23 protein-coding genes are annotated in these 23060 nt (G+C 63.1%); 10 read left to right on the top strand and 13 right to left on the bottom strand.

The genetic code is table 11. The features are described from left to right. The first annotated feature begins 280 nt into the window (after window positions 1–280). Complete coding sequence (locus ABIB91_RS10630) at window positions 281–1243, top strand: DUF4238 domain-containing protein (RefSeq protein WP_354169308.1); 963 nt, start codon at window positions 281–283, stop codon at window positions 1241–1243. A gap of 39 nt (window positions 1244–1282) precedes the next feature. Here the strand turns inward: ABIB91_RS10630 and ABIB91_RS10635 are convergent, their stop codons facing one another. Further along, window positions 1283–2179, bottom strand: coding sequence for a LysR family transcriptional regulator (locus ABIB91_RS10635; protein WP_007596699.1), 897 nt, complete (start codon window positions 2177–2179; stop codon window positions 1283–1285). A 107-nt stretch (window positions 2180–2286) separates the two neighbouring features. Between ABIB91_RS10635 and ABIB91_RS10640 the strand changes: the two genes are divergently transcribed. The 4 genes from ABIB91_RS10640 (at window position 2287) to ABIB91_RS10655 (ending at window position 5694) form a co-directional block, all read left to right on the top strand. After that, a complete protein-coding gene (locus ABIB91_RS10640; protein ID WP_354169310.1) occupies window positions 2287–3411 on the top strand; it encodes an ABC transporter substrate-binding protein in 1125 nt (374 codons plus the stop codon). A gap of 270 nt (window positions 3412–3681) precedes the next feature. Beyond that, window positions 3682–4356 carry a thiaminase II gene (tenA, locus tag ABIB91_RS10645; RefSeq protein WP_354169312.1) on the top strand — a complete coding sequence of 225 codons (675 nt, stop codon included), beginning with the start codon at window positions 3682–3684 and terminating at the stop codon, window positions 4354–4356. A gap of 129 nt (window positions 4357–4485) precedes the next feature. Next, on the top strand, window positions 4486–5205 hold the full coding sequence (locus ABIB91_RS10650) for an Xre family toxin-antitoxin system antitoxin (RefSeq protein WP_354169314.1): 720 nt from the start codon (window positions 4486–4488) through the stop codon (window positions 5203–5205). Window positions 5206–5214: 9 nt separating this feature from the next. Next, window positions 5215–5694 (top strand): RES family NAD+ phosphorylase, encoded by a 480-nt coding sequence (locus ABIB91_RS10655; RefSeq protein WP_219683703.1) that lies wholly within the window; start codon window positions 5215–5217, stop codon window positions 5692–5694. Here the strand turns inward: ABIB91_RS10655 and ABIB91_RS10660 are convergent. The 3 genes from ABIB91_RS10660 to ABIB91_RS10670 are packed head-to-tail and all read right to left on the bottom strand — an operon-like array spanning window position 5687 to window position 8730. Then, entirely contained in the window at window positions 5687–6631 is a 945-nt protein-coding gene (locus ABIB91_RS10660; RefSeq protein ID WP_354169316.1) for an AEC family transporter, read from the bottom strand. The two genes, ABIB91_RS10655 and ABIB91_RS10660, sit on opposite strands and share 8 nt — an antisense overlap. Before the next feature lie 6 nt (window positions 6632–6637). Then, complete coding sequence (locus ABIB91_RS10665; RefSeq protein WP_354169318.1) at window positions 6638–7561, bottom strand: HpcH/HpaI aldolase/citrate lyase family protein; 924 nt, start codon at window positions 7559–7561, stop codon at window positions 6638–6640. Between the two features lie 2 nt (window positions 7562–7563). Next, on the bottom strand, window positions 7564–8730 hold the full coding sequence (locus ABIB91_RS10670; protein ID WP_354169320.1) for a CaiB/BaiF CoA transferase family protein: 1167 nt from the start codon (window positions 8728–8730) through the stop codon (window positions 7564–7566). A gap of 321 nt (window positions 8731–9051) precedes the next feature. On the opposite strand from ABIB91_RS10670, the gene ABIB91_RS10675 reads away from it, so the two are divergent. Together ABIB91_RS10675 and ABIB91_RS10680 are read left to right on the top strand one after the other, a co-directional pair. After that, on the top strand, window positions 9052–9414 hold the full coding sequence (locus tag ABIB91_RS10675; RefSeq protein ID WP_354169322.1) for a hypothetical protein: 363 nt from the start codon (window positions 9052–9054) through the stop codon (window positions 9412–9414). A 370-nt stretch (window positions 9415–9784) separates the two neighbouring features. Then, window positions 9785–10462 (top strand): AAA family ATPase, encoded by a 678-nt coding sequence (locus ABIB91_RS10680; RefSeq protein ID WP_007596685.1) that lies wholly within the window; start codon window positions 9785–9787, stop codon window positions 10460–10462. A 77-nt stretch (window positions 10463–10539) separates the two neighbouring features. On the opposite strand, the gene ABIB91_RS10685 is transcribed toward ABIB91_RS10680, so the two are convergent. The 5 genes from ABIB91_RS10685 to trxB form a co-directional block, all read right to left on the bottom strand. Further along, window positions 10540–10719 (bottom strand): hypothetical protein, encoded by a 180-nt coding sequence (locus ABIB91_RS10685; RefSeq protein WP_007596684.1) that lies wholly within the window; start codon window positions 10717–10719, stop codon window positions 10540–10542. Between the two features lie 98 nt (window positions 10720–10817). Next, window positions 10818–10964: a hypothetical protein gene (locus ABIB91_RS10690; protein ID WP_007596683.1), complete on the bottom strand. Its 147-nt coding sequence runs from the start codon at window positions 10962–10964 to the stop codon at window positions 10818–10820. A gap of 179 nt (window positions 10965–11143) precedes the next feature. Next, a complete protein-coding gene (locus ABIB91_RS10695; RefSeq protein WP_354169325.1) occupies window positions 11144–12052 on the bottom strand; it encodes a 4-hydroxy-tetrahydrodipicolinate synthase family protein in 909 nt (302 codons plus the stop codon). Between the two features lie 465 nt (window positions 12053–12517). Further along, window positions 12518–13441 (bottom strand): LysR family transcriptional regulator, encoded by a 924-nt coding sequence (locus tag ABIB91_RS10700; protein ID WP_007614700.1) that lies wholly within the window; start codon window positions 13439–13441, stop codon window positions 12518–12520. 5 nt (window positions 13442–13446) lie between these two features. Continuing rightward, window positions 13447–14412, bottom strand: coding sequence for a thioredoxin-disulfide reductase (gene trxB, locus ABIB91_RS10705; RefSeq protein WP_354169327.1), 966 nt, complete (start codon window positions 14410–14412; stop codon window positions 13447–13449). Between the two features lie 265 nt (window positions 14413–14677). On the opposite strand from trxB, the gene ABIB91_RS10710 reads away from it, so the two are divergent. Continuing rightward, window positions 14678–15157, top strand: coding sequence for an Lrp/AsnC family transcriptional regulator (locus tag ABIB91_RS10710; protein WP_007596676.1), 480 nt, complete (start codon window positions 14678–14680; stop codon window positions 15155–15157). 186 nt (window positions 15158–15343) lie between these two features. Here ABIB91_RS10710 and greA read toward each other — a convergent pair whose 3' ends face one another. The 3 genes from greA to ABIB91_RS10725 form a co-directional block, all read right to left on the bottom strand. Further along, on the bottom strand, window positions 15344–15817 hold the full coding sequence (greA, locus tag ABIB91_RS10715; RefSeq protein WP_007596674.1) for a transcription elongation factor GreA: 474 nt from the start codon (window positions 15815–15817) through the stop codon (window positions 15344–15346). A 213-nt stretch (window positions 15818–16030) separates the two neighbouring features. Then, a complete protein-coding gene (gene carB, locus ABIB91_RS10720) occupies window positions 16031–19495 on the bottom strand; it encodes a carbamoyl-phosphate synthase large subunit (RefSeq protein ID WP_354169330.1) in 3465 nt (1154 codons plus the stop codon). Between the two features lie 145 nt (window positions 19496–19640). Continuing rightward, the gene (locus tag ABIB91_RS10725) at window positions 19641–20810 is read right to left on the bottom strand and encodes an MFS transporter (protein WP_354169332.1); all 1170 of its coding nucleotides are present in this window, start codon (window positions 20808–20810) and stop codon (window positions 19641–19643) included. A 112-nt stretch (window positions 20811–20922) separates the two neighbouring features. On the opposite strand from ABIB91_RS10725, the gene ABIB91_RS10730 reads away from it, so the two are divergent. Further along, entirely contained in the window at window positions 20923–21294 is a 372-nt protein-coding gene (locus ABIB91_RS10730) for an ArsR/SmtB family transcription factor (protein WP_007596669.1), read from the top strand. A 287-nt stretch (window positions 21295–21581) separates the two neighbouring features. Here ABIB91_RS10730 and ABIB91_RS10735 read toward each other — a convergent pair whose 3' ends face one another. Further along, complete coding sequence (locus tag ABIB91_RS10735; protein WP_007596668.1) at window positions 21582–22283, bottom strand: class I SAM-dependent methyltransferase; 702 nt, start codon at window positions 22281–22283, stop codon at window positions 21582–21584. Window positions 22284–22396: 113 nt separating this feature from the next. On the opposite strand from ABIB91_RS10735, the gene ABIB91_RS10740 reads away from it, so the two are divergent. Continuing rightward, the gene (locus tag ABIB91_RS10740; protein WP_007596666.1) at window positions 22397–22921 is read left to right on the top strand and encodes a Dps family protein; all 525 of its coding nucleotides are present in this window, start codon (window positions 22397–22399) and stop codon (window positions 22919–22921) included. Window positions 22922–23060: the final 139 nt, after the last annotated feature.

Consider the following 23060-nt stretch of genomic DNA (forward strand, 5'->3'; position numbering starts at 1 on the left):
GCAACATAAAGAGTGCACTATCACCGTAATCAAATGTGGATAGAGAATTATCGTTGCGTCCCTGTCTACAGCATTCGAGCCAACAGGAAACAGCTGAGCGGCTTCGCTACGTCGTCGAGAATATGACGACGATAACGGCCATCGCGGTTTAACGAAAAGCGCCGCTCTCAGCCCGAGCTTTTATTCGTTGAGCAAGCCGGTATGCCTAAAATTATAGTCCGGTTGAGTCGCCTAATTGTTTTGAGGCCCCGCCCTCTGAAATTCTCTGACAAAACCCGCCATGCCTCTCGATCATTACGTTTCACAGGTTCATCTGCGGCAGTTCTATTCGCCTGAACTTGATGGAAAGCAGATGCACGGCTTTCGCAAGCGCGACGGCCATGTTTTCCCATGCAGTTCAAAAGATGTCTGCCGCGTGCAAAACGGCAGCACGAACGAATATCTGCTGAACGATCGAGCCATCGAAGAATTCTTGAAAACAGTCGAACCCAACTACAATCCCGCAATCGCAGAACTGCGAACTGGAAAACCGAGTCGTGATACTGTCCATGTGGTTGCCGGCTTCGCCGCCTACGTAACGAGCTGCTCGCCGGCAGCAATGCGGCTACATTCGGGACCTTTGAGGAGCACGGTTGAAGCCACCGGCAAGATCCTCGACGCATCGGGAGAGATTCCGAGAGCGCCGGAAGCTCTCGGAGGCAAGAGCTATACCGAGTTGATCGAGAGTGCGGTCATCAAAACAACCATCAACGAGAAGTACCCTCAAGCCCTCGGCATCAATGGAATCATGGAGCGGGTGAACATCTGGGGGAATTCCGCCTGGGATATTGTTGTTAACGAATACGCCAAGGATAGCCCCTTCTTTACTAGCGATTTCGCAAACGGAATTGAGACGTCTAACGATCCAAGAATCATCAACAGGCTGGTGCCGCTAGCTCCCGACCTTGCTTTGCGTATTCGCCCCGATCTTGATGCGCGGGATCAAAATATGGACACGACATTCAAGGCTTTTCGTTGTCGCCTGCTGACGCCTTCCCGGAACGAAGTCCGCGCTATAAATCAAGCCATTGCCAGGTGCGGAGAAGAACTTATCTTTTTTCGCGACCATCACGAGTGGGTCGAACCCTTCCTCAATAAGCATCGGTCCTTTCGCGTTGAACCGGTAACCACCGAACTCAAGACGCCCACGGGATACGCGTTGATCTCAACCATTCGAGTCAAATCCACCAGAGGCGGCGATTAAGCCCGCGGCAGCCTTCCAATGGGGGCCACGCTTTCTCTATCACGGTAGCCCGACGGCATAGGATTCCACCAAGTGGTCGACGAAACGCCGCAGCTTCACCGGCATGTAGCGTGCTGCCGGAAAAACAGCATGAAGCTCCAATTCACCGAGGCGGTAGGTCGACAGCAGTTGAACCAGCCGGCCATCACGCAAGGCCTCATCAACGATGAACAGCGGCTGCAAAATGATGCCTTCTCCCGCCAAGGCCGCCATCATGAGGGCCGTCCCATTATTGGCAGCCAAGTTGCCGCCCACCGTCACCACTTCCTTGGTTCCGTCAGGAGCTGTCATCGCCCAACTTTGCGACTGTCCGGCCTGAGTGTAGCGCAGGCAGTTGTGAGCAAGCAGGTCGGCCGGATGCTTTGGAATGCCGTGTCGCGCCAGATATGCGGGCGAAGCGCAGATTGCTCTTCGACACAGCGCGAGCCGCCGCGACATCAAGCTGGAGTCTGCCAAACGACCGATGCGCAGCGTCAGATCGAATCCCTCCTCCACCAGATCGACGATCCGATCATTGAGCACCAGGTCGATCTCCACCCCGGGGTGTTGTTCGCTGAAACGGCTGAGCACCGACGGTAAATACCGCACACCAAAAGACACGGGCGCGCTCAGGCGCAGCCTGCCGTGAAGGCTGGTTCGCGATTCCGATGCTCGGTCGGAGGCGTCGTGCAGTTGCCTCAATGGTTCGCGCGTTAGCTCGTAGAATGCCGCACCGGCCTCGGTCAGCGCTTGTCGCCGGGTCGTGCGTTGCAACAGGCGTACCCCCAATCTCCGCTCAAGGGCTTGGATTTGTCGCCCGACCGCCATTCGCGACAGACCAAGCGCCGCGGCTGCCGCCGCCTGACTGCCCAGATCGACGGTTCGAATGAAGGCTTCCAGTTCGGTCAAACGATCCATCAGCGATTGTATCGCTGTCGCGTTACTGTATGTCACAATTTCACGTGATTGTATCAGGCAAGCGCGCGGAATAACTGAGGGAAGCAAAATTCGGAGATCAAAGAGTCATGCAACAGTTCAGCCGTCGCGCCTTTGCGGCAATCTCTCTTGCAGCACCGCTCGTGCTTGCTGCCGCGCGTGCATCGGTCGCCAGACCTCAGTCAGTGCCCCCGGACGTTGAGACGCGCAGCCTGGACGAGCTGCATCGTGCGGCACTCGCGGAAGGCGGAAAGCTTGTGGTGTACGCAGGGGGTGACATTCCGAACGCCTCGGCGGGCCTGGAGCAGGCTTTCAAGAAGCGCTTTCCGGGCATGGACGCCCGCATCATAACAGATCTCAGCAAATTCCATGATGCGCGCATCGACCTGCAGCTTGCGCGCGGTCGCCTGGAGGCTGATGTCGCGCACCTGCAGACGCTGCAGGATTTCGAGCGTTGGAAGACACAAGATCAACTCCTCGCCTACAAGCCGCTCGACTGGGACGCCATCGCGCCCGAATATAAGGACCCGGACGCCGCTTTCCACGCAATCAGCGTCGTCGCTTTCAGCAACTCGTTCAATATTACGCTTGTTCCGGAGGCGGACGCGCCACGCGATGCGCTCGACTATCTCGATCCGAAGCTCAAGGGGCGCATCTGTCTCACTTATCCGCACGATGACGATGCTGTGCTCTATCAGTTCGATCGTATCGTCAACGCCCATGGATGGGAGTACATAGATCGCCTGCTGCAGCAGGACGTATTGTGGGTCCGTGGTACTGTGCCGGCGCGCCTAGCGGTGCAGGAGGGTAAGCGAGCTGCGACCTTCACCGCCTCCGGAGCATTTGCGCCGGCAGCTAATAGCCCGCTACGCTTCGCATTGCCTCGGCACGACGTGTTCCACAGCTGGCCGCAGACAGCGGCAATCTTTCGCGAGGCGCAGCACAAAGCCGCAGCACAGCTTTATCTAAGCTGGATGGCCTCGAAAGATGCCACGATTGCCCGGACCGGCCAGTGGTCGGTGCGTCGCGACGTGCCGGTCCCCGGTGGCTACAAGCCGATTTCGGAGTACAATACGGATCCGCTGCGTTTCCGGCTGTTCATGCAGGATCGGACACGCGTCGAACGGCTGAAGACTCAGTTCGAGGAGATGATCGGGCCTGCACTCGGCCCCAATCCGACTGGAGCCAAAGGCGTGTACCTCGTCGACATCTGAAGGCTCGCCGAGTGGGGCCGCTCCTGCAATCTTCTTTTCGGGTGAAGCGTGGCCGATGCCGAAATGGCAGCTTTGCGCGATCAAACTCTCGGAACGGTGGGTTCGGCATTACGGTGACAGTGCACAAAGCTCTCGACGCGGGGAGTGCCCCATCCGCAACGCCGCTCAAAGCCAGTTTTGTCCGCCGTCGCCGTAGCTCCTCGGTCCGCAATGCGCTATCGGTAGCGAGCCAAAGACGTTCATGGACAAGCAAGCCGGGCAGACAAGATCGTGAGTTTCTTCGAGCGTCTCAAGACAGAAGCATCCGTCGAGTGGCGGGCTTACACCGAGCATCCCTTCACGAACGGATTGGCAGACGGCTCGCTCCCCGAAGCGGCGTTTCGTCACTACCTCGTTCAGGACTACTTGTTCCTCATCGAGTTTGCTCGCGCCTACGCGCTCGCGGTCTACAAGTCGCCAAAACTCGCCGACATGCGTGAAGCAGCGGCCGGACTTTCGGCCATCCTCGATGTCGAGATGAACCTCCACGTGAAGCTCTGTGCCGATTGGGGTCTATCGCCGACCGATCTTGAACATGCTCCTCCGGCGGCCGAGATGCTGGCCTATACACGCTACGTGCTCGACGCGGGAATGCGCGGCGATCTGCTGGCACTCAAGGTGGCGCTTGCCCCCTGCGTGATCGGGTACGCGGAGATCGCAACGCGGCTCGCCTCGCGACCCCTCGCGGACGCCGCGACGAACGCCTATCGCGTTTGGATCGCCGAGTACGCCGGCGCGCCGTACCAGGAGGTCGCTGCCAGAGCGCGGGCGCATATGGAGCATCTCGCCGATCTCTACGCCACGCCGGCGCGAGAGGCAGAACTGATTGCGATCTTCAAGGAAGCCACCAGACTCGAGGCAGACTTCTGGGAGATGGCCTGGCGTGAGGGCCAGCGTGTTCAATAGCCCTTTCAGGCATTGTCTGAGCTTCCCGGCATGAGGTCGCGAGAGCACCGCCGCGCTTGAATCCGGCAGCCCATGTGCTTAAATGCCACTTGGCTGTATTTTTTAGGCGTTTGGCATTACGGCGGACCAATGGCAAAGAACGAGCGGACTGGCAAAGGCGTTGGTTCAACTTCCCGCGGGCTTCGTGCCCCCGGCTCGCTGACCAACAAACAGATCAAGACGATCGCGGCGGCAGCCCTGACCCAGCGACCTGACCGCAAGCCATCATCGAAGCCGACGCACAAATCTCCTCCCGACAAATCGCGCGGGGGGGCGGCAATTGAACGCTTGTTCGCCTCCGAGCAGGACCACACCTATCAACCGCAAGCCGGCGCCATTGTCGTGCAGGGGCATTTCGATGCGGTCACGGGGCTCTCCACCGTCACCGGCGCGCCTTCGCTCGGGCTGGGCAGGGGCGGGACGGATGAATCGCAGCCGTCGGCCGAGCTGTTCAATGTCGTTATCGACGCCAACAGCCTGTTTCGCATCGAACCTGCCGCGCTCAAGCGCCTCGCCAATTACAGCGACGACGAAATTCACGCGCTTGTCGTGCCGAAGCGCACACTGGCGCGGCGGCTGTCGGAGGGCGAGCCGCTGACGGTCGAGGAGACCGACAAAGCCGTGCGGCTGGCGCGGGTTGACCGATTGGCCGCCAACGCGTTCGGCGAGCCTGCGAAGGCGCACCGCTGGTTGCGCAAGCCCAAGAAGTTGCTTCGCGGGGAAACGCCACTTGCTTACCTCGCGACGGAGGCGGGCGCGCGCGTCGTCGAAGAGATGCTGCACCGGATCGATCACGGCATCCTTGCGTAAGGATTTGGCGTGAGGATCTGGCGGATCTCCAACTTCGACGATCTGTCTGGCGTGGGCGGCCTCAAGGCCGACGGCCGCTGGCATGATCGCGGCCGGCACGCGGTCTACGCAGCGGATCATCCGGCGTCGGCACTGCTCGAAGTGATGGTGCATCTGGAAATCGATTTCGAGGACCTGCCGACGAGCTACCAACTGCTCGGCATCGACGTGCCGGACGACCTCGCCGTCGAGACGGTGAGCCGGGCCGACATCGAGAGTATATCGCCGGATTGGGCTGACGATCCCAGGGTGAGCCGCGACGTGTTGCGGACCTGGTTCACTGAGGTGCGCACGGCGATGGTGTCGGTGCCATCGGTCATCGTGCCATTCGCGCAAAACTACCTCATCAATCCTAGGCACAAGGACGCGGCGCGCATCCGCGTGGCGCATGTCGCGCGCTATCCCCATGACCTCAGGCTGTTCGGCCAATGGCCGGCCAACGCTACCTAACCCCCGCCACCACCCACACCACCACCGGCAACGTCACCGCCGCCAGCAGCGTGCCCAGCGCCACCGCGCCCGACACCGGGTTCACCAGCCGCTGGTACTGCACCGCGAAGATGTACGCATTCGCGCCGGTCGGCATCGCCGCGAACAGCACGACGACGCCGGCTGCGAGCGGCGGCAGGTCGAGCAGCTTTGCCAGCACGAAGGCGGCCGCCGGCATCGCCAGCAGTTTGAGCGCGCTCATGGCGAGGATGCCGAGCTTCTCGCCCTTGACCTCGAAACGAAAGAGATTGATGCCGAGCGCGATCAGGGCAGCGGGCGATCCCGCCTGCGCCAAGAGCTCGACGGTCCTGTCGACGACGGGATGCAGGCCGAGGCCGGTGAGGCGCCAGACGAGGCCGAAGCCGATCGCGAGCATGATCGGGTTGCGGGAGAGATCGCGCAGCACCGGCAGGATCAGCGACGCCGCCGAGGCGGTCTGCTTGCGGTCGACCAGCTCCATCTGCAGCGTGCCGCAGAGCCAGAGCAGCGGCGTGTTCACCGACAGGATCAGGGCCATCGGGCCTGCGGCCTCATTGCCCAGCGCCGACAGCGTCAGCGGAATGCCGAGCATGACGATGTTGCCGTAGACCGAGCCGATCGCGAACACGACGCCGTCCTCGCGGTCCTCGCGCCGTTGCCGCAGCAGCGCCGAGAGGATGAGCGCCGCGATCCAGGTCAGCGCGAGCGCGCCGTAATAGGCGCCCCACATCCGCCACGGGCTGACGCCGGAGAATTCCGAGACGACGATGGTGCGGAACAGCAGGGCGGGAATGGCGATGCTGAAGGCGAATTCGGAGATGCCCTTATGCGCGGTCTCCGAGACGAAGCGAAACAACACCGCGGCATAGCCAGCCGCGATCAGCGCAAACACCGGCGCGACGATCAGCACGGTGGCCATGCGCGGCTACGACCCCATCTCGATGATCCGGCGCGCCATGCGCACATTGGCATAGTCGATCATCTTGCCGTCGAGCGTCACCGCGCCCTGGCCCTGCGCCTCGGCCTGCTCCATGGCCTCGACGACCCGCCGCGCGTGCGCGAGCTCGGTTTCGGACGGGACGAACGCCCGCAGCGTCGGTTCGATCTGGTCGGGATGGATCACCTGCTTGCCGTCAAAGCCCATCGCAGCCGCCTTGAGCGCGCTGCTTTCAGTCAGTCTGGCATCCCGGAACGCGCCGCACGGACCGTCGATGGCGCGCAGGCCGAACGCGCGCGCGGCCACCAGCAGGCGCATCATCGGATAGGCGAACAGGTCGAGCGGAGCGGAGGCATAGCCGCTCTGGGCGGAGCCCACGTGCCGGTAGCCGTCCGGCGAGGCGCCGATTTCCGAAGAACGGGCGCCGATCGACGCCGCGAAATCGCCGACACCGAGATGAAGGGCGGCGACGCTTTGGTGCGCGGCGGCGAGCGCGTCGACATTGACGAGACCGAGCGCGGTCTCGATCAGCAGTTCGAGCGTAACAGGCGAGGGGCGATCAGGTGCGGCCGCGCGCAGCTGATCGGCAATGGCGGCGATGTCGCTCGGGCGCTCCGCCTTCGGCACGATCACGGAATCCAGCCTGGGGAGCGCAGCGAGTTTGCGGATTTCCTGCGCGATGAAGGGGCTGTCGACGGCGTTGAGCCTGACAGCGACGACCTTGCTGCCCCAATCCAGCGAGGACAGCGCCTGCGCAGCTTCCTCCAGTGCCGCGCTCTTCTCGGACGGTGGCACGGCGTCCTCGAGATCCATGAACACCGCATCCGCGGCCGAGGCGGCCGCCTTGGCGACGAGACGGGAGCGATGCGCGGGAACGGCCAGATAGACCCGCGTCGGCCGTAGACGGACCATCGTCATGTCTCCTTTGCGAGACCGAGCTCGCTGAGGATGGATTGGTTGTGCTGGCCGACGTCAGGCACGGGATCCATCCGGGGCAACAGGCCCGGAATGGTGAGAGCCGGCAGGAAGCTCATCACCGGGCCGCAACCAGTGCCCACCGTTTGCACCCGGGAGCGGGCGCGGAGCTGCTCGTGCTCCAGGAACGCCTCGACCGAATTCAGATGTGCGTTGGCGATCGAGGCCTCGTCGAGCAGCCGCAGCACCTCGTCACTGGTCATCGCCGCAAAACGCTGCTCGATATGGACCTGCAGATCGTCCCTGTTCTGCATGCGCAGCGGATTGGTGCGGAAGCGGGGATGGTCGGCAAAGGCGGCCTCGCCAAGCACAATGGCGCACAGCGATCGCCATTCCCGGTCGTTCTGGATGCCGAAGAAGATCGTGTTGCCGTCGCCGACGCGGAAAGGGCCATACGGCGCTATCGTTGCGTGCTTGGCCCCGGTTCGCGGCAGCGGCCGGCCTGTACTTGCCGTGTAGAAGGCGGGATAGCTCATCCAGTCCGTGATGGAATCGAACAGCGAGGCCTCGAAGGCGGTGCCCTTGCCGGTCCGCTCGCGGCGATACAGCGCCATCAGCACGCCGTTGAGGATGTACATGCCGGTGGCGATATCGACCACCGAAAGCCCGACCTTGGCAGGCTCCGCCTCGGTGCCGTTGATGGCGAGGACGCCGGCCTCGCACTGCACCAGGAGATCGTAGGCCTTCTTGTCGCTGTAGGGTCCGCCCGCGCCATAGCCCGACACGTCGCAGGCGATGATGCGGGGAAATTTCCGCAGCAGCGATGCGGCATCGAGGCCGAGCCGCTCCGCCGCGCCGGGCGCCAGGTTCTGGATGAAGACGTCGGCCTGCGGCAGCAAGGCCTCGAGCACCTCCCGGCCTTCGGGGCTTTTGATGTCGATGGCGAGGCTCTCCTTCGACCGGTTGGTCCAGACGAACTGGCTCGACATCCCGTTCATCACGTGATCGTAGTCGCGGCAGAAATCGCCATCGCCCGGCCGCTCGATCTTGATGACGCGCGCGCCCCAGTCCGCGAGATGCCGGCTGGCAAGAGGAGCCGCAATCGCCTGCTCGAGCGAGACCACCGTCACGCCCGACAGCGGCAGGTCCGCCTCACGTCCCTCCATGCAATCGTCTCCGCTCCCGCTCACGCTTTCGACCAGCGCAGGAGACAAGCCGACCACCCCACGCACGTTCTGTGATGATGGCATCATGCTCCTGTTTTGCCCGACGAGTCAAATCGATTTCGTAAAATCCGTAAATCGCGATCCGTAAAGTTCAATCGTCACATGGACTTGGCTACTGTGCATGGGGTTGTTTTCGCGTTTTTTGTTTTAGGGGGCCCTGTTGCCGAGACCGCACACGTTCCGCCTTTCGCATCTCGCCTCGGTTGCCAACGAACCGCCGTTCACCCACTATCGCCTCCGACTCGACATTTGGGGGGATCGATGCCGGCGTTCCGTTTCAAGAAATCTTTCGCTGCTGCGGTCACGGGGCTCGCTCTGGCCGTCCTGATCCACCCGAGCGAAGGCTTTGCCTACTCCCAGGAGGAGCAGCAGGCCTGCACCCCCGATGCGATGCGGCTGTGCGGCGAGTTCGTTCCGAACGTCGACGCCATCACCGCCTGCATGATCCAGAAGAAGTCGCAGCTCTCGCCGCAGTGCCGGGTGTTCTTCCGGCCGGGACCGGAGCCGGGCATGGCGGCCGCGCCCCGCGCCGGCAAGCCGACCAGCATCGCGCCCAAGAGCTCGGCCCGGACGGCGAAGAAGAGCACCAGGCCGGCCAAGAAGAAGAAAGCCAGCGAAGGCTGAACGCGGACACCGCGTTCCAAAGCGAGCAGTGCGTTCGAAGTCTCGGGCATTTGCGTGTCCGGCCCTCGTTCGCTGTCCCCTTGAGTCAAACCGACCAGGGCATCAGCCCCACACCAGCCACCGGACTCCTTTTGTTCGCCTCCGCGTGCGGACGCTTGCGACAAGGCGGGATGGAAACGAGTCGCGAACGGTTTGCGCGGCGGGGTTGCATTCCGCTTCGTCCCGCAGCGCCGCGCACGCAGTAGTGTGACTCAAAAGCCAACGCGCTTTGTTATTTCATGGCGCCAGCATAACTTATGATAAATTTTTCTTTCCCGAATCACCGCGGTGATTCATTTTCGCCGCCTGGGGTCAATCTGGAGGCAGAGGTATGAACGTTATTGTTTTTGCATCGCGTAAAGGTGGCTCAGGCAAGAGTACGCTGGCCGCGCATCTCGCCGCGCAGATCAAGGCGACCAAGCCGATCCTGCTCGTCGATGCGGATCCGCAAGGCTCGCTCACGCTGTGGCACAAGCTGCGTGGCACCAACGAGCCGCCGATCAAGTCCGCGGTGAACTCGGTCAGCGGCATCGTCTCCGCGGCCAAGCGCGACGGTTATGAATGGGTGTTGATCGATACGCCGCCGAACCTGTCGGCCGTCGTCGACGACGCCATCCGCAATGCCACCATGGTCGTGATCCCCGCCCGTCCCGGCGTGTTCGACGTCAACGCGGTGCAGGAAACCATCCAGATGTGCCGTGCGGCGCGCAAACCCTACGCGGTCGTGCTCAACGGTGCGCCGGCGCGCCGCGACGAGTCCGAAAGCCCGATCGTCACCATTGCCCGCGAGGCACTGGCGAAGTTCCGTGCTCCGGTGTGGGGCGGCCAGATCACCAACCGTTCGGATCTGCTGATGGCGCTGAGCCACGGCGAGGGCGCGCGGGAATATCAGGCCGAGAGTCGTGCGGCTCAGGAAATCGCAAGGCTGTGGGCGGCAATCGAACGTTCGGTGAAGGCTATTCGCGGCACGGCGTCGGCGTCCGGCGCAATGCACAAGCAGGCGGCGTAATTTTTCATAAATCATTCCCCGGACGAAAAACGCGCGGACATCCGCGCGTTTTGCGTTTCTGGAGATCGCTGTGGAGGCTATGCCACCATCAGCATGTAGAACACGATCACCGGCGACAAAGTGAGGATCACTGACCAGATGCCGGCGGCCCAGAGAATGTCCTCGGTGGTGAAGCCCTGCTGTCCAGCGTCGTAATGCGACGCCATTTCGTTATGACTATTCACAAACGCCCCCGCGATTTCTTCGCTTATGGGCATGAACGCTACACGGGATGATTTAAAAATCCGGGTCGCAGTTTCGCGCGCTTTCGAACACAGGTGCTACCACGGGTTAACCATCCCGACCTGCGCTTGCATCACGCCAGCCAGACTCGAAACACCAGCACCGGCATCAGGCCGAGCATCACCGCCCAGAAGCCAAACGACGACACCACCAGAATTCCCCGCAAGAAATCGGCCGACGCGAACATGTCTGCCGCCGTCGGGCGGATGCGCTGCCCCATGATCGTTCCCCCATTTGAAAAGACTTTGAATGAAGACGATAGGCGCGTTTGCGTAAACGAGCCGTGGATGCGCCATGCGGCAGCAGCGAAGGCCGTTCGGGCGCGGTTAACCAAGCACTCCGCTCTCTCACTCCCTCTCCCCGTTCTTACGGGGAGAGGGTGGGGTGAGGGGCTATCAGCTACGCCGCGACTTGCGTCCGCCGTTCGATCTCGCGGTCGAGCTGGACGGCGAGTTCGCTGCCGATCTCGACCATCGGCAGGCGCACTTCGGGGCTGTCGATCAGGCCCGTGCGCCACAGCCAGTATTTTGCCGGTGCGGGACTGGGCTCGGTGAACAACAGCCGCGTCAGGTCCGCGACCTCCTGCCAGCGCGCCAGCGCCGCATCGTGATTGCCGCGCTTCAGCTCGGCATGGACAGCCGCAAATGTCGCGGTCTCGAGATGGGCTGACAGCACGATGCCGCCGTCGGCGCCGTCGCTGAGCGCGTCGAAATAATTCGCATCCTCGCCGGTCAGTACGCGAAAGTCCGCAGGACGGTCGCGCAGCAACGCGATGGATTGCTCGCGGCTTGCGCCGCAATCCTTCAGGCCGATGATGTTCCGATGCCCGGCAAGCCGCAGCAGCGTCTGGTTGGTGATGTTGACCGAGGTGCGATAGGGGATGTTGTAGAGCGCGAGCGGCCAGGCGGCGTGATCGGCGAGCGCTTCGAAATGCGCCAGCAACCCACGCTGCGACGGCCGCACATAATACGGGCTCGCGATCAGATAACCGTCGATCGGCCAGTCCGCGGTCGCGTCGAGACGCTCCTTCAGCCGCGAGGTGTCCGCGCCTGAGAGTCCGAGGCAGATCGGAAGCTTACTGTGGGCGGTGGCCAGCTCGTCGCGCACGATGGCGACGAGGCGTTCGAGCTCGGCGTCGCGCAGCGTCATGCCTTCACCGGAGGTCGCTCCCAGGATGAAGCCGTCGACAGCCTGTCCGCTGTAATGCCGTGTCAACCGGCGCAGCGACCTCTCGTCGAGGGCGCCGTCGCGAAACGGCGTCACCAGCGGCAGCCAGAGCCCGTGCAATTGTTCCTGTAGTCCGGTCATGTTCCATCTCCTTCTCGGGAAAAGTCCTGAGACGAGGGCACATGAAAAAACCCCGTCCAGGCGGCGGGGTTTTCGAAGTTTCGGCTCGCGATGACGAAGGCTGTGTTAGCGCGTGCAAAAATCCGAGGTCCCCAGATGGGGGCCTTTTTTCGAGGCGATTGCCTGCGACGAGCTTGCGCACGACTTCGTGATCATTTGCAAATCATGCGGGGGAAGCATGGAACTGTCAATACACGTGGAGGGCGAAGGCCGAATCCGCCAAAAAAAAGCCGGGCTCGATCGAGCCCGGCTTAAGGTATTGGCCACGTGAGGCCGACACAATCACCTTCCAAGAGGGATTACTGAACTCCCGCGCCACTGGAGGAGGGGGACAAATGCGCAACGCGAAGGCTCAGCGTGAAAAGATTATGGGCTAGCTTCGCGCCATGCATCAAGCGTCCAAGCCGCATGTCAGACATGCGGAAATCAGGACGGCCAGCGCTGCGCCTTGCTCACCACGAAGTCGCGGAACACTTGCACGCGCGCGACCGTCTTCAGCTCTTCCGGATAAACAAAATACGTATCGAGCTGGATCGAATCCGATTCGCCGAACAGCTGCACGAGGCGGCTCTGTTCTTCGATCAGATAGTCGGGCAGCGCGGCAATGCCGAGGCCCTGCTGACAGGCGCGGACGAGGCCGAGAATGTTGTTGACCCTGAAATAGGCCTCGCGCGGACCTGAGCCGTTGCGCCCCGCTTCGACCAGCCAGTTGCGGTTCTGAAGATGCGGCGCGAAGTTGCCGTCGGAGAGCGTGATGATGCGATGGGAGTCGAGCTCCTCCAGCGTGCGCGGCGTGCCGAAGCGCTTGATGTAATCGGGCGAGCAATAGGCGTGGAAGCCCATCGCGAACAGCTTGCGCTGGATGAGATCCGGCTGCGTAGGCTTGCGGGTGCGGATCGCGACGTCGGCCTCGCGCATCGACAGGTCGAGCTCCTCGTCTGTGACGATCAGCGAGATCCGGATTTCCGGATAGAGCGCGGTGAATTCGCCGAGCCTGGGGATCAGCCAGTTGATGCCGACGCCGGGCGTGGTGGTGATCTTGAGATCGCCGCTCGGCCGCTCGCGGCTGTCGGTCAGTTTGGCGCGCGCCGCCTGCAGCTGCATGAACACGTCATGGGCGGTGCGGAACAGGAGGTCGCCCTGTTCGGTGAGGATCAGGCCGCGGGCGTGGCGGTGGAACAGCGAGACCGAAAGCTCCTGCTCCAGTGCCGAGACCTGGCGTGACACCGCCGATTGCGACAGGCCGAGCTGCTCGCCCGCGTGCGTGAAGCTGCCCGCTTCCGCCGCGGCGTGAAACACCTTCAGCTTGTCCCAGTCCATATCCGTAAATCCGTCGCGTGTTCTTGCCATGATGTCTATTCCGCTGCCGCGCGCTCGCTGGCGCGCAGGGCCAAAAATCGTTCCGCCTCGAGCGCTGCCATGCAGCCGAGGCCGGCCGCCGTGACCGCTTGACGATAGGTCTCGTCGGCGACGTCGCCGGCGGCGAACAGGCCGGGGACCGAGGTGGCGGTCGAGTTCGGGGCGACCTCGACATAGCCTGACGGTTTCAGCTTGATCTGGCCGGCCACGAGCTCGGTCGCCGGGGCATGCCCGATGGCGACGAAGACGCCGTCGGTCGGCACATCGGTCAAGGCGCCTGTCTTGACGTTCTTCAGTCGCACATGGGTGACCTTGTTCGGGTTCTCGGTGCCGCAGATCTCGTCGACGGCTGAGTCCCAGACCACCTTGATCTTCGGGTGCTTGAACAGACGCTCCTGCAGGATGCGTTCGGCGCGGAAATGATCGCGACGATGCACGATGGTGACCTGCGAAGCATGGTTGGTGAGGTACAGGGCTTCCTCGACCGCGGTATTGCCGCCGCCGACCACCACGACGTCCTTGTTGCGGTAGAAGAACCCGTCACAGGTGGCACAGGCCGACACGCCGCCGCCCTGGAATTTCGCTTCGGACGGCAGCCCGAGCCAGCGCGCCTGGGCGCCGGTGGCGAGGATGACGGTGTCGGCGAGATAGACGTCGCCGCTATCGCAGGTCAGGCGAAAGGGTCGCTGCGAGGTGTCGAGCTTCGTCACCAGATCGGTCTTGATCTGGGTGCCCACATGCAGCGCCTGCTTCTCCATCTGCTCCATCAGCCACGGGCCCTGGATCACGTCGGCGAAACCGGGATAGTTCTCGACGTCGGTGGTGATGGTGAGCTGCCCGCCCGCCTGGATGCCCTGGATCAGGATCGGCTCGAGCATCGCGCGCGCGGCGTAGATCGCCGCCGTGTAGCCGGCGGGGCCGGAGCCGATGATGACGACCTTTGCATGGACAGCGGCGGACATTTCGACAGATGCCTTTCACGGGGGACTGCAGCGCGGGCGCGGAACGTGCCGGGAGGCCTCGCGGAGGCGCTGAAATATCAGAGGTAATCTAAGCCTTCTGGTGAGCTATGCAAGAATTGCATTCCCTGTCGGCGGATTTTTCCAACAGGGAACAAAAGTCGATTGCGCTGCACGCGCAATAAAATTGCGCCGAGTGCGCGGTCTGCGCTATGAGGATTGCGACAGACCCACCAATACCGCCGCAAAGGCCAGGAGTTCCAATCACGTGTCGCGGAACCTAGACGAGATCGACCTGAAAATTCTCACCGAGATTCAGGCCGACGGTCGAATCACGAATGTCGAGCTGGCCAAGCGGGTCGGCATTTCGCCCCCGCCCTGCCTGCGCCGAGTCCGGGCGCTGGAGGAGGAGGGGTATATCCATGGCTATCGCGGGCTCTTGGACGCGCGCAAGCTCGGCTTCGACGTCACGGTGTTTGCCGCAGTGCACCTCTCCAGCCAGGCCGAGGCCGATTTGCGCGCCTTCGAGGAGTTCGTCCGCGCCGAGCCGCTGGTGCGCGAGTGCTGGATGCTGTCGGGCGAAGTCGATTTCATCCTGAAATGCGTCGCACCCGACATGGCCACCTTCCAGGATTTCGTCACCCATTTGACCGCCGCCCCGCACGTCCGCAACGTGCGGACGTCGCTGGTGCTGCACAATTCGAAATACGAGGCGGCCGTGCCGCTCGATGTGAGGGGAAGAAGGTAGCGCCTCCTCCGTCATTGCGAGCGGAGCGAAGCAATCCAGGCGACCTCTGCGGAAAGACTCTGGATTGCTTCGCTCCGCTCGCAATGACCAGAGGTGAGGATCATCCCACCTCATTCCCGGCAACACGCAGATACAAAAAGGCCGCGCATCGCGCGGCCTTTTCAAATCACACGCGACGGCAAATCGCTACCGCCACTCCACCTTGGTGATCTCATAAGCCTTGGCGCCGCCGGGTGCGTTGACCTCGACGGTTGAACCCTTCTTCTTGCCGATCAGCGCGCGCGCGAGCGGCGAGGTGATGGAGATGCGGCCCTTCTTGGCGTCGGCCTCGACCTCGCCGACGATCTGCCACACCGTCTTCTTTTCGGTGTCCTCGTCGACCAGCGTCACGGTCGCGCCGAACTTGATGGTGTCGCCGGACAGCTTCGAGATGTCGATGATGTCGGCGCGCGCGAGCTTGTCCTCGAGCTCGGCGATGCGGCCTTCATTGTGGGACTGCTCTTCCTTCGCGGCGTGGTATTCCGCGTTCTCCGAAAGGTCTCCGTGCGAGCGCGCCTCGGCGATATGCTCGATGATCCGCGGACGGTCCTCCGACTGGCGCTTCTTCAGTTCTTCCCCGAGTGCGGCAAAGCCGCCCGCTGTCATCGGTACCTTTTCCATCTCTTCTCTCGTCCTTCGGTCGCGCGCGCCCTGACATGTCAGCGCGCACGCAACTTGATTCGTCAGTTCTGTCCGGGGGCTCAACGCGCGTGCCGCCGAACGTTCATATGGGCTTGGCGCCGGAACAGAACAACCTTATGGCCGGACAGTTCCTCCGGCCATAGTGGCTTCATCGCCAATCACTTAGCGGAAGGTTGGGCCTCCCGCTCGCGATCAGGTTTCCGAAAAGTAGCTCTGCAGGGTCCGAACCTCAAGGTCCCCGCCCAGATAGGCGCGGATGCCCTGCGCGGCCGCCACGGCCCCGGAAAGAGTGGTGTAATACGGCACTTTATGCAAGAGGGCCGCGCGCCGAAGAGAACGGCTGTCGGCGAGCGCCTGCGGCCCTTCGGTGGTGTTGAAGACGAGCTGGACGTCGCCATTGGTGATGGCGTCGACGATGTGCGGCCGGCCCTCCAGCACCTTGTTCACCTTCTCGGTCGGGATGCCCTGGTCGGTCAGGAAGCGGGCCGTGCCCGACGTCGCCAGCACCTTGAAGCCGAGCGAATGCAGCTCGCGGACGGCCTCGGTGATGCGCGTCTTGTCGCTTTCGCGGACCGAGACGAACACCGTCCCCTTGCGCGGCACCCGTGTGCCGCCGCCGAGCTGGCTCTTGGCGAACGCCACCGCGAAGGAGCGGTCGATGCCCATGACCTCGCCGGTCGAGCGCATCTCGGGGCCGAGCACGGTATCGACGCCGGGGAAGCGGGCAAACGGAAATACCGATTCCTTCACGCCGACATGATCGAAGTTCGCCTTCTTCAGCTTGAAATCGGCAAGCTTCTCGCCGGCCATGACGCGCGCCGCGATCTTCGCGACTGGCGTGCCGACCACCTTGGCGACAAAGGGCACCGTGCGCGAGGCGCGCGGATTGACTTCGAGCACGTAGATCTCGCCGTCTTTGATGGCGTATTGCACGTTCATCAGGCCGACGACGTCGAGGCCGAGCGCCAGCTCGCGGGTCTGCCGCTCCAGCTCCTCGATCATCTTGTCGTCCAGCGAGTGCGGCGGCAGCGAGCAGGCGCTGTCGCCGGAATGGATGCCGGCTTCCTCGATGTGCTCCATGATGCCGACGATGAAGGTGTCCTTGCCGTCGCAGAGGCAGTCGACGTCGATCTCGGTCGCATCGGACAGATAGCGGTCGAACAGCAGCGGGTTCTTGCCGAGCACGGTGTTGATCTGGCCGGTCTTGTCGTTCGGGTAGCGCGCCTTGACGTCCCCCGGCACCAGCTCCGGCAGCGTGCCGAGCAGGTAATCACTGAGCTGGTTCTCCTCGCGGATGATTTGCATCGCGCGGCCGCCGAGCACGTAGGACGGGCGCACCACCAGCGGCAGGCCGAGATCGGTTGCGACCAGGCGCGCTTGCTCGACTGAATAGGCGATGCCGTTCTTGGGCTGCTTCAGCCGCAGCTTGTCGAGCACCCGCTTGAAGCGGTCGCGGTCTTCCGCAAGATCGATGGCATCGGGCGAGGTGCCGAGAATCGGCACTTCAGCGGCTTCCAGCGCGCGCGCGAGCTTGAGCGGGGTCTGGCCGCCGAACTGCACGATCACGCCGTGCAGCGTGCCGTTGGTGCGTTCCTTCGCGATGATCTCCAGCACATCCTCGGCGGTGAGCGGCTCGAAATAGAGCCGGTCAGCCGTGTCGTAGTCGGTCGACACCGTCTCCGGGTTGCAGTTGACCATGATGGATTCGTAGCCGGCGTCGTGCAGCGCGAAGCAGGCGTGACAGCAGCAATAGTCGAATTCGATGCCCTGGCCGATGCGGTTCGGTCCGCCGCCGAGGATGATGACCTTCTTCTTGTCGGACGGCGAGCTCTCGTCCGCAGGCGCGCCCGCGAACGGCGCCTCATAGGTCGAGTACATGTAGGCGGTGGGCGAGGCGAACTCGGCCGCGCAGGTGTCGATGCGTTTGTAGACCGGGCGAACGCCGAGCGCGTGGCGCTTCGCCGTGACCTCGGCCTCCGTCGTCTCCGCGATCACCGCGAGCCGGGCATCGGAGAAGCCCATGGCCTTGAGCGTGCGCATGCCGAAGGCGTTGCCCGGCAGGCCGTTCTTGCGGACCTTCGCTTCCATGTCGACGATGCCGCGCATCTCGCTGAGGAACCACGGATCGATCTTGCAGGAATTGAAGATCTCCTCGTCCGACCAGCCGAGCCGCATCGCCTGGGCGACCTGGAGCAGCCGGTTCGGCGTCGGCGTGCCTAGCGCAGCGCGGATCGCATTCTTGTCGTCGTCGCGACCGAGACCTTCGATCTCGATCTCGTCGAGGCCGGTGAGTCCGGTCTCGAGCCCGCGCAAGGCCTTCTGAAGGCTTTCCTGGAAGGTGCGGCCGATCGCCATGACTTCGCCGACCGACTTCATCGACGTGGTCAGCGTGGTGGAGGCACCGGGGAATTTCTCGAAGGCGAAACGCGGCACCTTGGTGACGACGTAGTCGATCGTCGGCTCGAACGAGGCCGGCGTGGCGCCGCCGGTGATGTCGTTGGCGATTTCGTCGAGCGTGTAGCCGACCGCAAGCTTGGCGGCGACCTTTGCGATCGGAAAGCCGGTGGCTTTCGAAGCCAGGGCGGAGGAACGCGACACGCGCGGATTCATCTCGATGACGACCATGCGGCCGTCTTCCGGGTTGACGCCGAACTGCACGTTGGAGCCGCCGGTCTCGACCCCGATCTCGCGCAGCACCGCAAGCGAGGCGTCGCGCATGATCTGGTATTCCTTGTCGGTCAACGTCAGCGCCGGCGCCACCGTGATGGAATCGCCGGTGTGCACGCCCATCGGATCGAGATTCTCGATCGAGCAGACGATGATGCAATTGTCTTTCTTGTCGCGCACCACCTCCATCTCGTACTCTTTCCAGCCGAGCACGGATTCTTCGATCAGCACTTCGTTGGTAGGAGACGCATCCAGGCCGCGCTCGATGATGTCGAGGAACTCTTCCTTGTTGTAGGCAATGCCGCCGCCGGTGCCGCCCATGGTGAAGGAGGGGCGGATGATCGCGGGCAGGCCGATCTCGGACAACGCCATCAGCGCCTGGCCGAGCGCATATTCCTGGTAGCGCTTGCGGCGGTCGCTCTCGCCGAGCGTCCACTGCCGCTCGAGCTCTGCGAGCGCCGCGCCCGAGGCCTTCGCGCGATCGGCCTGGTACTTGTCGCGGAAGGACTTCTTCAGGGCGGAGGCGTTGGCGAGCCGCGACTTCGGTGTCTCGAGCCCGATCTTGGTCATGGCCTCGCGGAACAGCTGACGGTCTTCGGCCTTGTCGATCGCGTCCGCGGTGGCGCCGATCATCTCGACGTCATACTTTTCCAGCGTGCCTTGCTGGCGCAGCGACAGCGCGCAGTTCAGCGCGGTCTGTCCGCCCATGGTCGGCAGCAGCGCGAAGCCGCCGGGAATGACGTGACGTTCCTTCTCGATGATTTTTGCGACGATCTCGGGCGTGATCGGCTCGATATAGGTCGCATCGGCCAATTCCGGGTCGGTCATGATGGTGGCCGGATTGGAATTGACGAGGACGATGCGATAGCCCTCTTCCTTCAGCGTCTTCACCGCCTGGGTGCCCGAATAGTCGAACTCGCAGGCCTGGCCGATCACGATGGGACCGGCGCCGATGATCAGGATGGTGGTGATGTCTGTACGTTTGGGCATCAACTCTCGCCGAAGTGGAATTTGGGCACAAAAAAAGGGCGCGCCTGCTGCGCGTCCCTTTGGCCGAGAGCGCGGTGGTCCCCCCTCGCGCGCGGGGTGGGTCTTAGAACAGTTTTCGGGGCGGCGAAACCCCGAAAAACGCCCATCAACCGGCAATTTTGACCGGTTTTGGCCGGGCCTGCCAGCCCCGGGCGAGATGGACCAGAAGAGCCGCCGAAACGCTCAATCCGCCGACCCAGCCGAGATCGGCCGGGCTCCACGCCGCAAGCACGGCGCCGCCCAAGGCACCGCCGATCGCAAAGCCGAGATACATGGCCGAGGCGTTGAGCGAGAGCGCGATCATCGAGGCCTGCGGCTCGATCCGGATGATGCTGGCGACCTGGGCCGGGTAGAACGCCCATCCCGAGATGCCCCAGAGGAAGATCGCAGCCAGCACCGTGTAATGCGCCTGTCCCGGCATCAGCTTCAGGACCAGCGAATGCAGGATCAGCGCGCTGGCCATGCCGGCAAGTCCGAGACCTGCTGTGGCGAGTGTACCGAGTCGGTCGGCCAGGACGCCGCCGAGCATGTTCCCGATCGCGGCGGCGCCGCCGAACACCAGCAGCGCGAGGCTGATCTGCGACGCATCGAATCCAAGGCCGCGCAGCGGGACCGCGAAATAGGTGAACACTGTGAAGCCGCCGAGCGCCCATAGGATCGTGATCAGAAGCGCCGTCAGGACATTGCGGTGACGCGCCACCGCCAGCCGATCGCTGAGCGAGGCCGTGTTGCGGGGCAGGCCGCGGGGCAGGCCGAGCAGGAGGCCGGCGAGCGTAACGGCACCGATCAGGGCGACCATGGCAAAGGTCGCGCGCCAGCCGAGCAGGCTGCCGACGAGGTTGCCGAGGGGAACACCGATGACGGTCGCAACCGTGAGGCCCGAGGTGACCAGCGCCACCGCGCGGCCGCGTCGCTCCGGCGCGGCGACGGCCACGGATACGGCCAGCGCGGTCGGCATGCACAGCCCGGAGCCCAGCGCCATCAGCATGCGCGAGGCCAGCAGCAGGGCGTAATTCGACGCCACCATCGCCGCGAGGTTTCCGGCGATGAAGGTCGATAGCGCCAGGGCCAGCACGGTGCGGCGGTCGATATTGTTCAGCGTCACCGCCAGGATCGGGGAGCCGACCGCATAGGTGAGAGCATAGGCCGTGACCAACTGGCCGGCGGCGGGGACTGAAATCGCCAGGTCGGTGGCGATCGACGGCAAAAGCCCTGCAATGACAAAGCCTTCCGTGCCGATCGCAAAGGCCGCCAAGGCCAACCAGAATACGCTCATCCGAGAAATCCCGATGTTCAACGTTTATTGAACTATCGATGGGACGGGGTCAGGAGTCAATTGGTTCAAGAACTATTGAACATCGAGGCGATTTCACTATGATCCTCAGACCATGAGCCGCACGCCTCCCCACCCCACCCGCGAGCAGATCGAACTGCCGATGGTTCTGGATTGCCTGAGCGACCCGATCAGGTTGACGATTGTGTATCAGCTCGCGCAGCAGGAACGTGTCAGCGGCGAGCTGTGCTGCGGCGATTTCAACGGGCTCGCGGGCAAATCAAACCTCGCCTATCACTTCGCCAAGCTGCGCGAATGCGGCCTGATGCAGACCCGCGTCGCCGGCACCAACCGCTTCGTGCGGCTGCGCCGCGAGGATCTGGACGCACGTTTTCCGGGCCTGCTCGATGCCGTCATCGCCTCCGCGGCAAAGGATGCCGACCGGCTGCGACTCTTGCCTGAATGTGAAGTGGTCGAGGCGGAGTGAGGATTGGTCGGCCAGTCCGTCTACGCATGCGCTTCGCTCCAGCTACGCCGGACACGCTTCGCCCTTCGCCCTTCGGGCTTCGCGTGGCGGCGCCACGCGTAGCCCCCGCAGGGGCGAAGCGTGGAGACCCGGCCTGGATTTGAACCAGGATAAAGAGCGATGCATCGCCCTCGCGTAGACACTTCCGCCACCGGGCCGCGGCGATCATTGCCGATCAGGGTGCGACAAGCCACCTCAGGCAGACGTTATGCTTAACGAACCCAGGAAACTCACCGAACCCAAGAAACTTACCGAACCAACGGCGGCCGCGCGACGAACGTCATGCGCCAGCGATTGTGGCCGATATTGCGGTGAGCGCGCTGGACCGCGAAGCCGGCTATCTTGAGCTTGGCGGTGATCTCCTCCTCACTGTAGCGCTGCAGCCCGATGCGCGTGCGCAGATGACGGTAATCCGACAGTGCGGTGCTGATCAGCCCGATCAGCGCATCTTTCAAAAAGCCGTGACGCAGGCCGAAGCTGAGCAGCGCCGTGACGTCCCTGAACATGCCGACATTGGGCTGGAGGATGTCGCCGAGCACGAGCTTGCCGGAGGGCTTTAGGATACGCCGGAAATTGAGGAGCGCGGTGTCGAGCTCGTCCGGCGTCATGTATTGCGCGACCGAGTTCATCACGACGAGATCGATCGACTGCTCCTGCATGTTGTGGACGTCGTCGAGCGAGCGGACGCGGATTTTCGTGTTCGGGGCAAAGCGCGCGATCAACCGGCCGCGCACGCCGGGCGCGGGCTCGGCGAGGATCAGCTTTCCACAGGCCGCAGCGACCTCGCTCGCCGACAGCGCCTCGCCGCAGGCATAGTCGAGCACGGTCGCCTCGGGCGAAGAGATGTAGCCGATGATGTCCCGCGCGATGATCTGGAAGTGCAAGTCGCGATGCAGCTTGCTGACATAGATCGTGTGCGTCGAGTCGTAATAGTCGATCCAATCGTCCATGGTCGTCGAGGGTCCCGGCCAAACGGTTCCGATGCAGGAACCGGCGCTGCCCGCCTGCGTTAGGGGTGCGGCGGCGCGCCGTCAATGTCCGCGTCCTAACAGGAAGGTTTCCCGTGAGCAAAGCCCCACAAAAGGTCTCGCCCGACCTCGACACACCCACCGATCTGTCGTCCCAGGCGGTCAACAAGGTTTCGGAGGCGCTCAACGTGCTTCTGGCCGATGCGTTCGCGCTGTATCTGAAGACCAAGAATTTCCACTGGCATATCAGCGGCCGGCATTTCCGCGACTATCATTTGCTGCTCGACGAACAGTCCGACCAGATTTTCGCCACCACCGACCAACTCGCCGAGCGCGTCCGCAAGATCGGCGGTACCACGCTGAAATCGATCGGGCAGATCGCCAAGCTCCAGACCATCAAGGACAACAACGAAGACTATGTCCCGCCGCGCGAGATGCTGCGCGAGCTGATGCAGGACAACAAGCATGTCGCCGCGGCAATGCGCAAGGCACACGAGGTCTGCGACGACGCCGGTGACGTCGCCAGCGCCAGCATCCTCGAAAACTTCATCGACGAGACCGAGCGCCGCACCTGGTTCCTGTTCGAAGCCACCAGACAGGAAGGCGCGAACGAGGCGTAAGGGCACACTGGATTGCTTCCACGTCGTCGTCCCGGCGAAGGCCGGGACTCATACCCCCAGGGAGAGGTTGTGGCGCGAGATGCGCAATAGCGAATCTTCGCCAAACTACCTTTCGTGGCTATGGGTCCCGGCCTTCGCC

The sequence above is a fragment of the Bradyrhizobium sp. JR4.3 genome (genome assembly GCF_040547695.1).
GTDB lineage: Bacteria > Pseudomonadota > Alphaproteobacteria > Rhizobiales > Xanthobacteraceae > Bradyrhizobium > Bradyrhizobium canariense.

Bases quoted from the DNA above. Each gene is read 5' to 3' on its own strand.
- ABIB91_RS10630 (WP_354169308.1), top strand. From the start codon at position 281: ATGCCTCTCGATCATTACGTTTCACAGGTTCATCTGCGGCAGTTCTAT.
- ABIB91_RS10635 (WP_007596699.1), bottom strand. From the start codon at position 2,179: ATGGATCGTTTGACCGAACTGGAAGCCTTCATTCGAACCGTCGATCTG.
- ABIB91_RS10640 (WP_354169310.1), top strand. From the start codon at position 2,287: ATGCAACAGTTCAGCCGTCGCGCCTTTGCGGCAATCTCTCTTGCAGCA.
- ABIB91_RS10650 (WP_354169314.1), top strand. From the start codon at position 4,486: ATGGCAAAGAACGAGCGGACTGGCAAAGGCGTTGGTTCAACTTCCCGC.
- ABIB91_RS10660 (WP_354169316.1), bottom strand. From the start codon at position 6,631: ATGGCCACCGTGCTGATCGTCGCGCCGGTGTTTGCGCTGATCGCGGCT.
- ABIB91_RS10665 (WP_354169318.1), bottom strand. From the start codon at position 7,561: ATGGTCCGTCTACGGCCGACGCGGGTCTATCTGGCCGTTCCCGCGCAT.
- ABIB91_RS10670 (WP_354169320.1), bottom strand. From the start codon at position 8,730: ATGGAGGGACGTGAGGCGGACCTGCCGCTGTCGGGCGTGACGGTGGTC.
- ABIB91_RS10675 (WP_354169322.1), top strand. From the start codon at position 9,052: ATGCCGGCGTTCCGTTTCAAGAAATCTTTCGCTGCTGCGGTCACGGGG.
- ABIB91_RS10680 (WP_007596685.1), top strand. From the start codon at position 9,785: ATGAACGTTATTGTTTTTGCATCGCGTAAAGGTGGCTCAGGCAAGAGT.
- ABIB91_RS10685 (WP_007596684.1), bottom strand. From the start codon at position 10,719: ATGCCCATAAGCGAAGAAATCGCGGGGGCGTTTGTGAATAGTCATAAC.
- ABIB91_RS10690 (WP_007596683.1), bottom strand. From the start codon at position 10,964: ATGGGGCAGCGCATCCGCCCGACGGCGGCAGACATGTTCGCGTCGGCC.
- ABIB91_RS10695 (WP_354169325.1), bottom strand. From the start codon at position 12,052: ATGACCGGACTACAGGAACAATTGCACGGGCTCTGGCTGCCGCTGGTG.
- ABIB91_RS10700 (WP_007614700.1), bottom strand. From the start codon at position 13,441: ATGGCAAGAACACGCGACGGATTTACGGATATGGACTGGGACAAGCTG.
- trxB (WP_354169327.1), bottom strand. From the start codon at position 14,412: ATGTCCGCCGCTGTCCATGCAAAGGTCGTCATCATCGGCTCCGGCCCC.
- greA (WP_007596674.1), bottom strand. From the start codon at position 15,817: ATGGAAAAGGTACCGATGACAGCGGGCGGCTTTGCCGCACTCGGGGAA.
- carB (WP_354169330.1), bottom strand. From the start codon at position 19,495: ATGCCCAAACGTACAGACATCACCACCATCCTGATCATCGGCGCCGGT.
- ABIB91_RS10725 (WP_354169332.1), bottom strand. From the start codon at position 20,810: ATGAGCGTATTCTGGTTGGCCTTGGCGGCCTTTGCGATCGGCACGGAA.
- ABIB91_RS10730 (WP_007596669.1), top strand. From the start codon at position 20,923: ATGAGCCGCACGCCTCCCCACCCCACCCGCGAGCAGATCGAACTGCCG.
- ABIB91_RS10735 (WP_007596668.1), bottom strand. From the start codon at position 22,283: ATGGACGATTGGATCGACTATTACGACTCGACGCACACGATCTATGTC.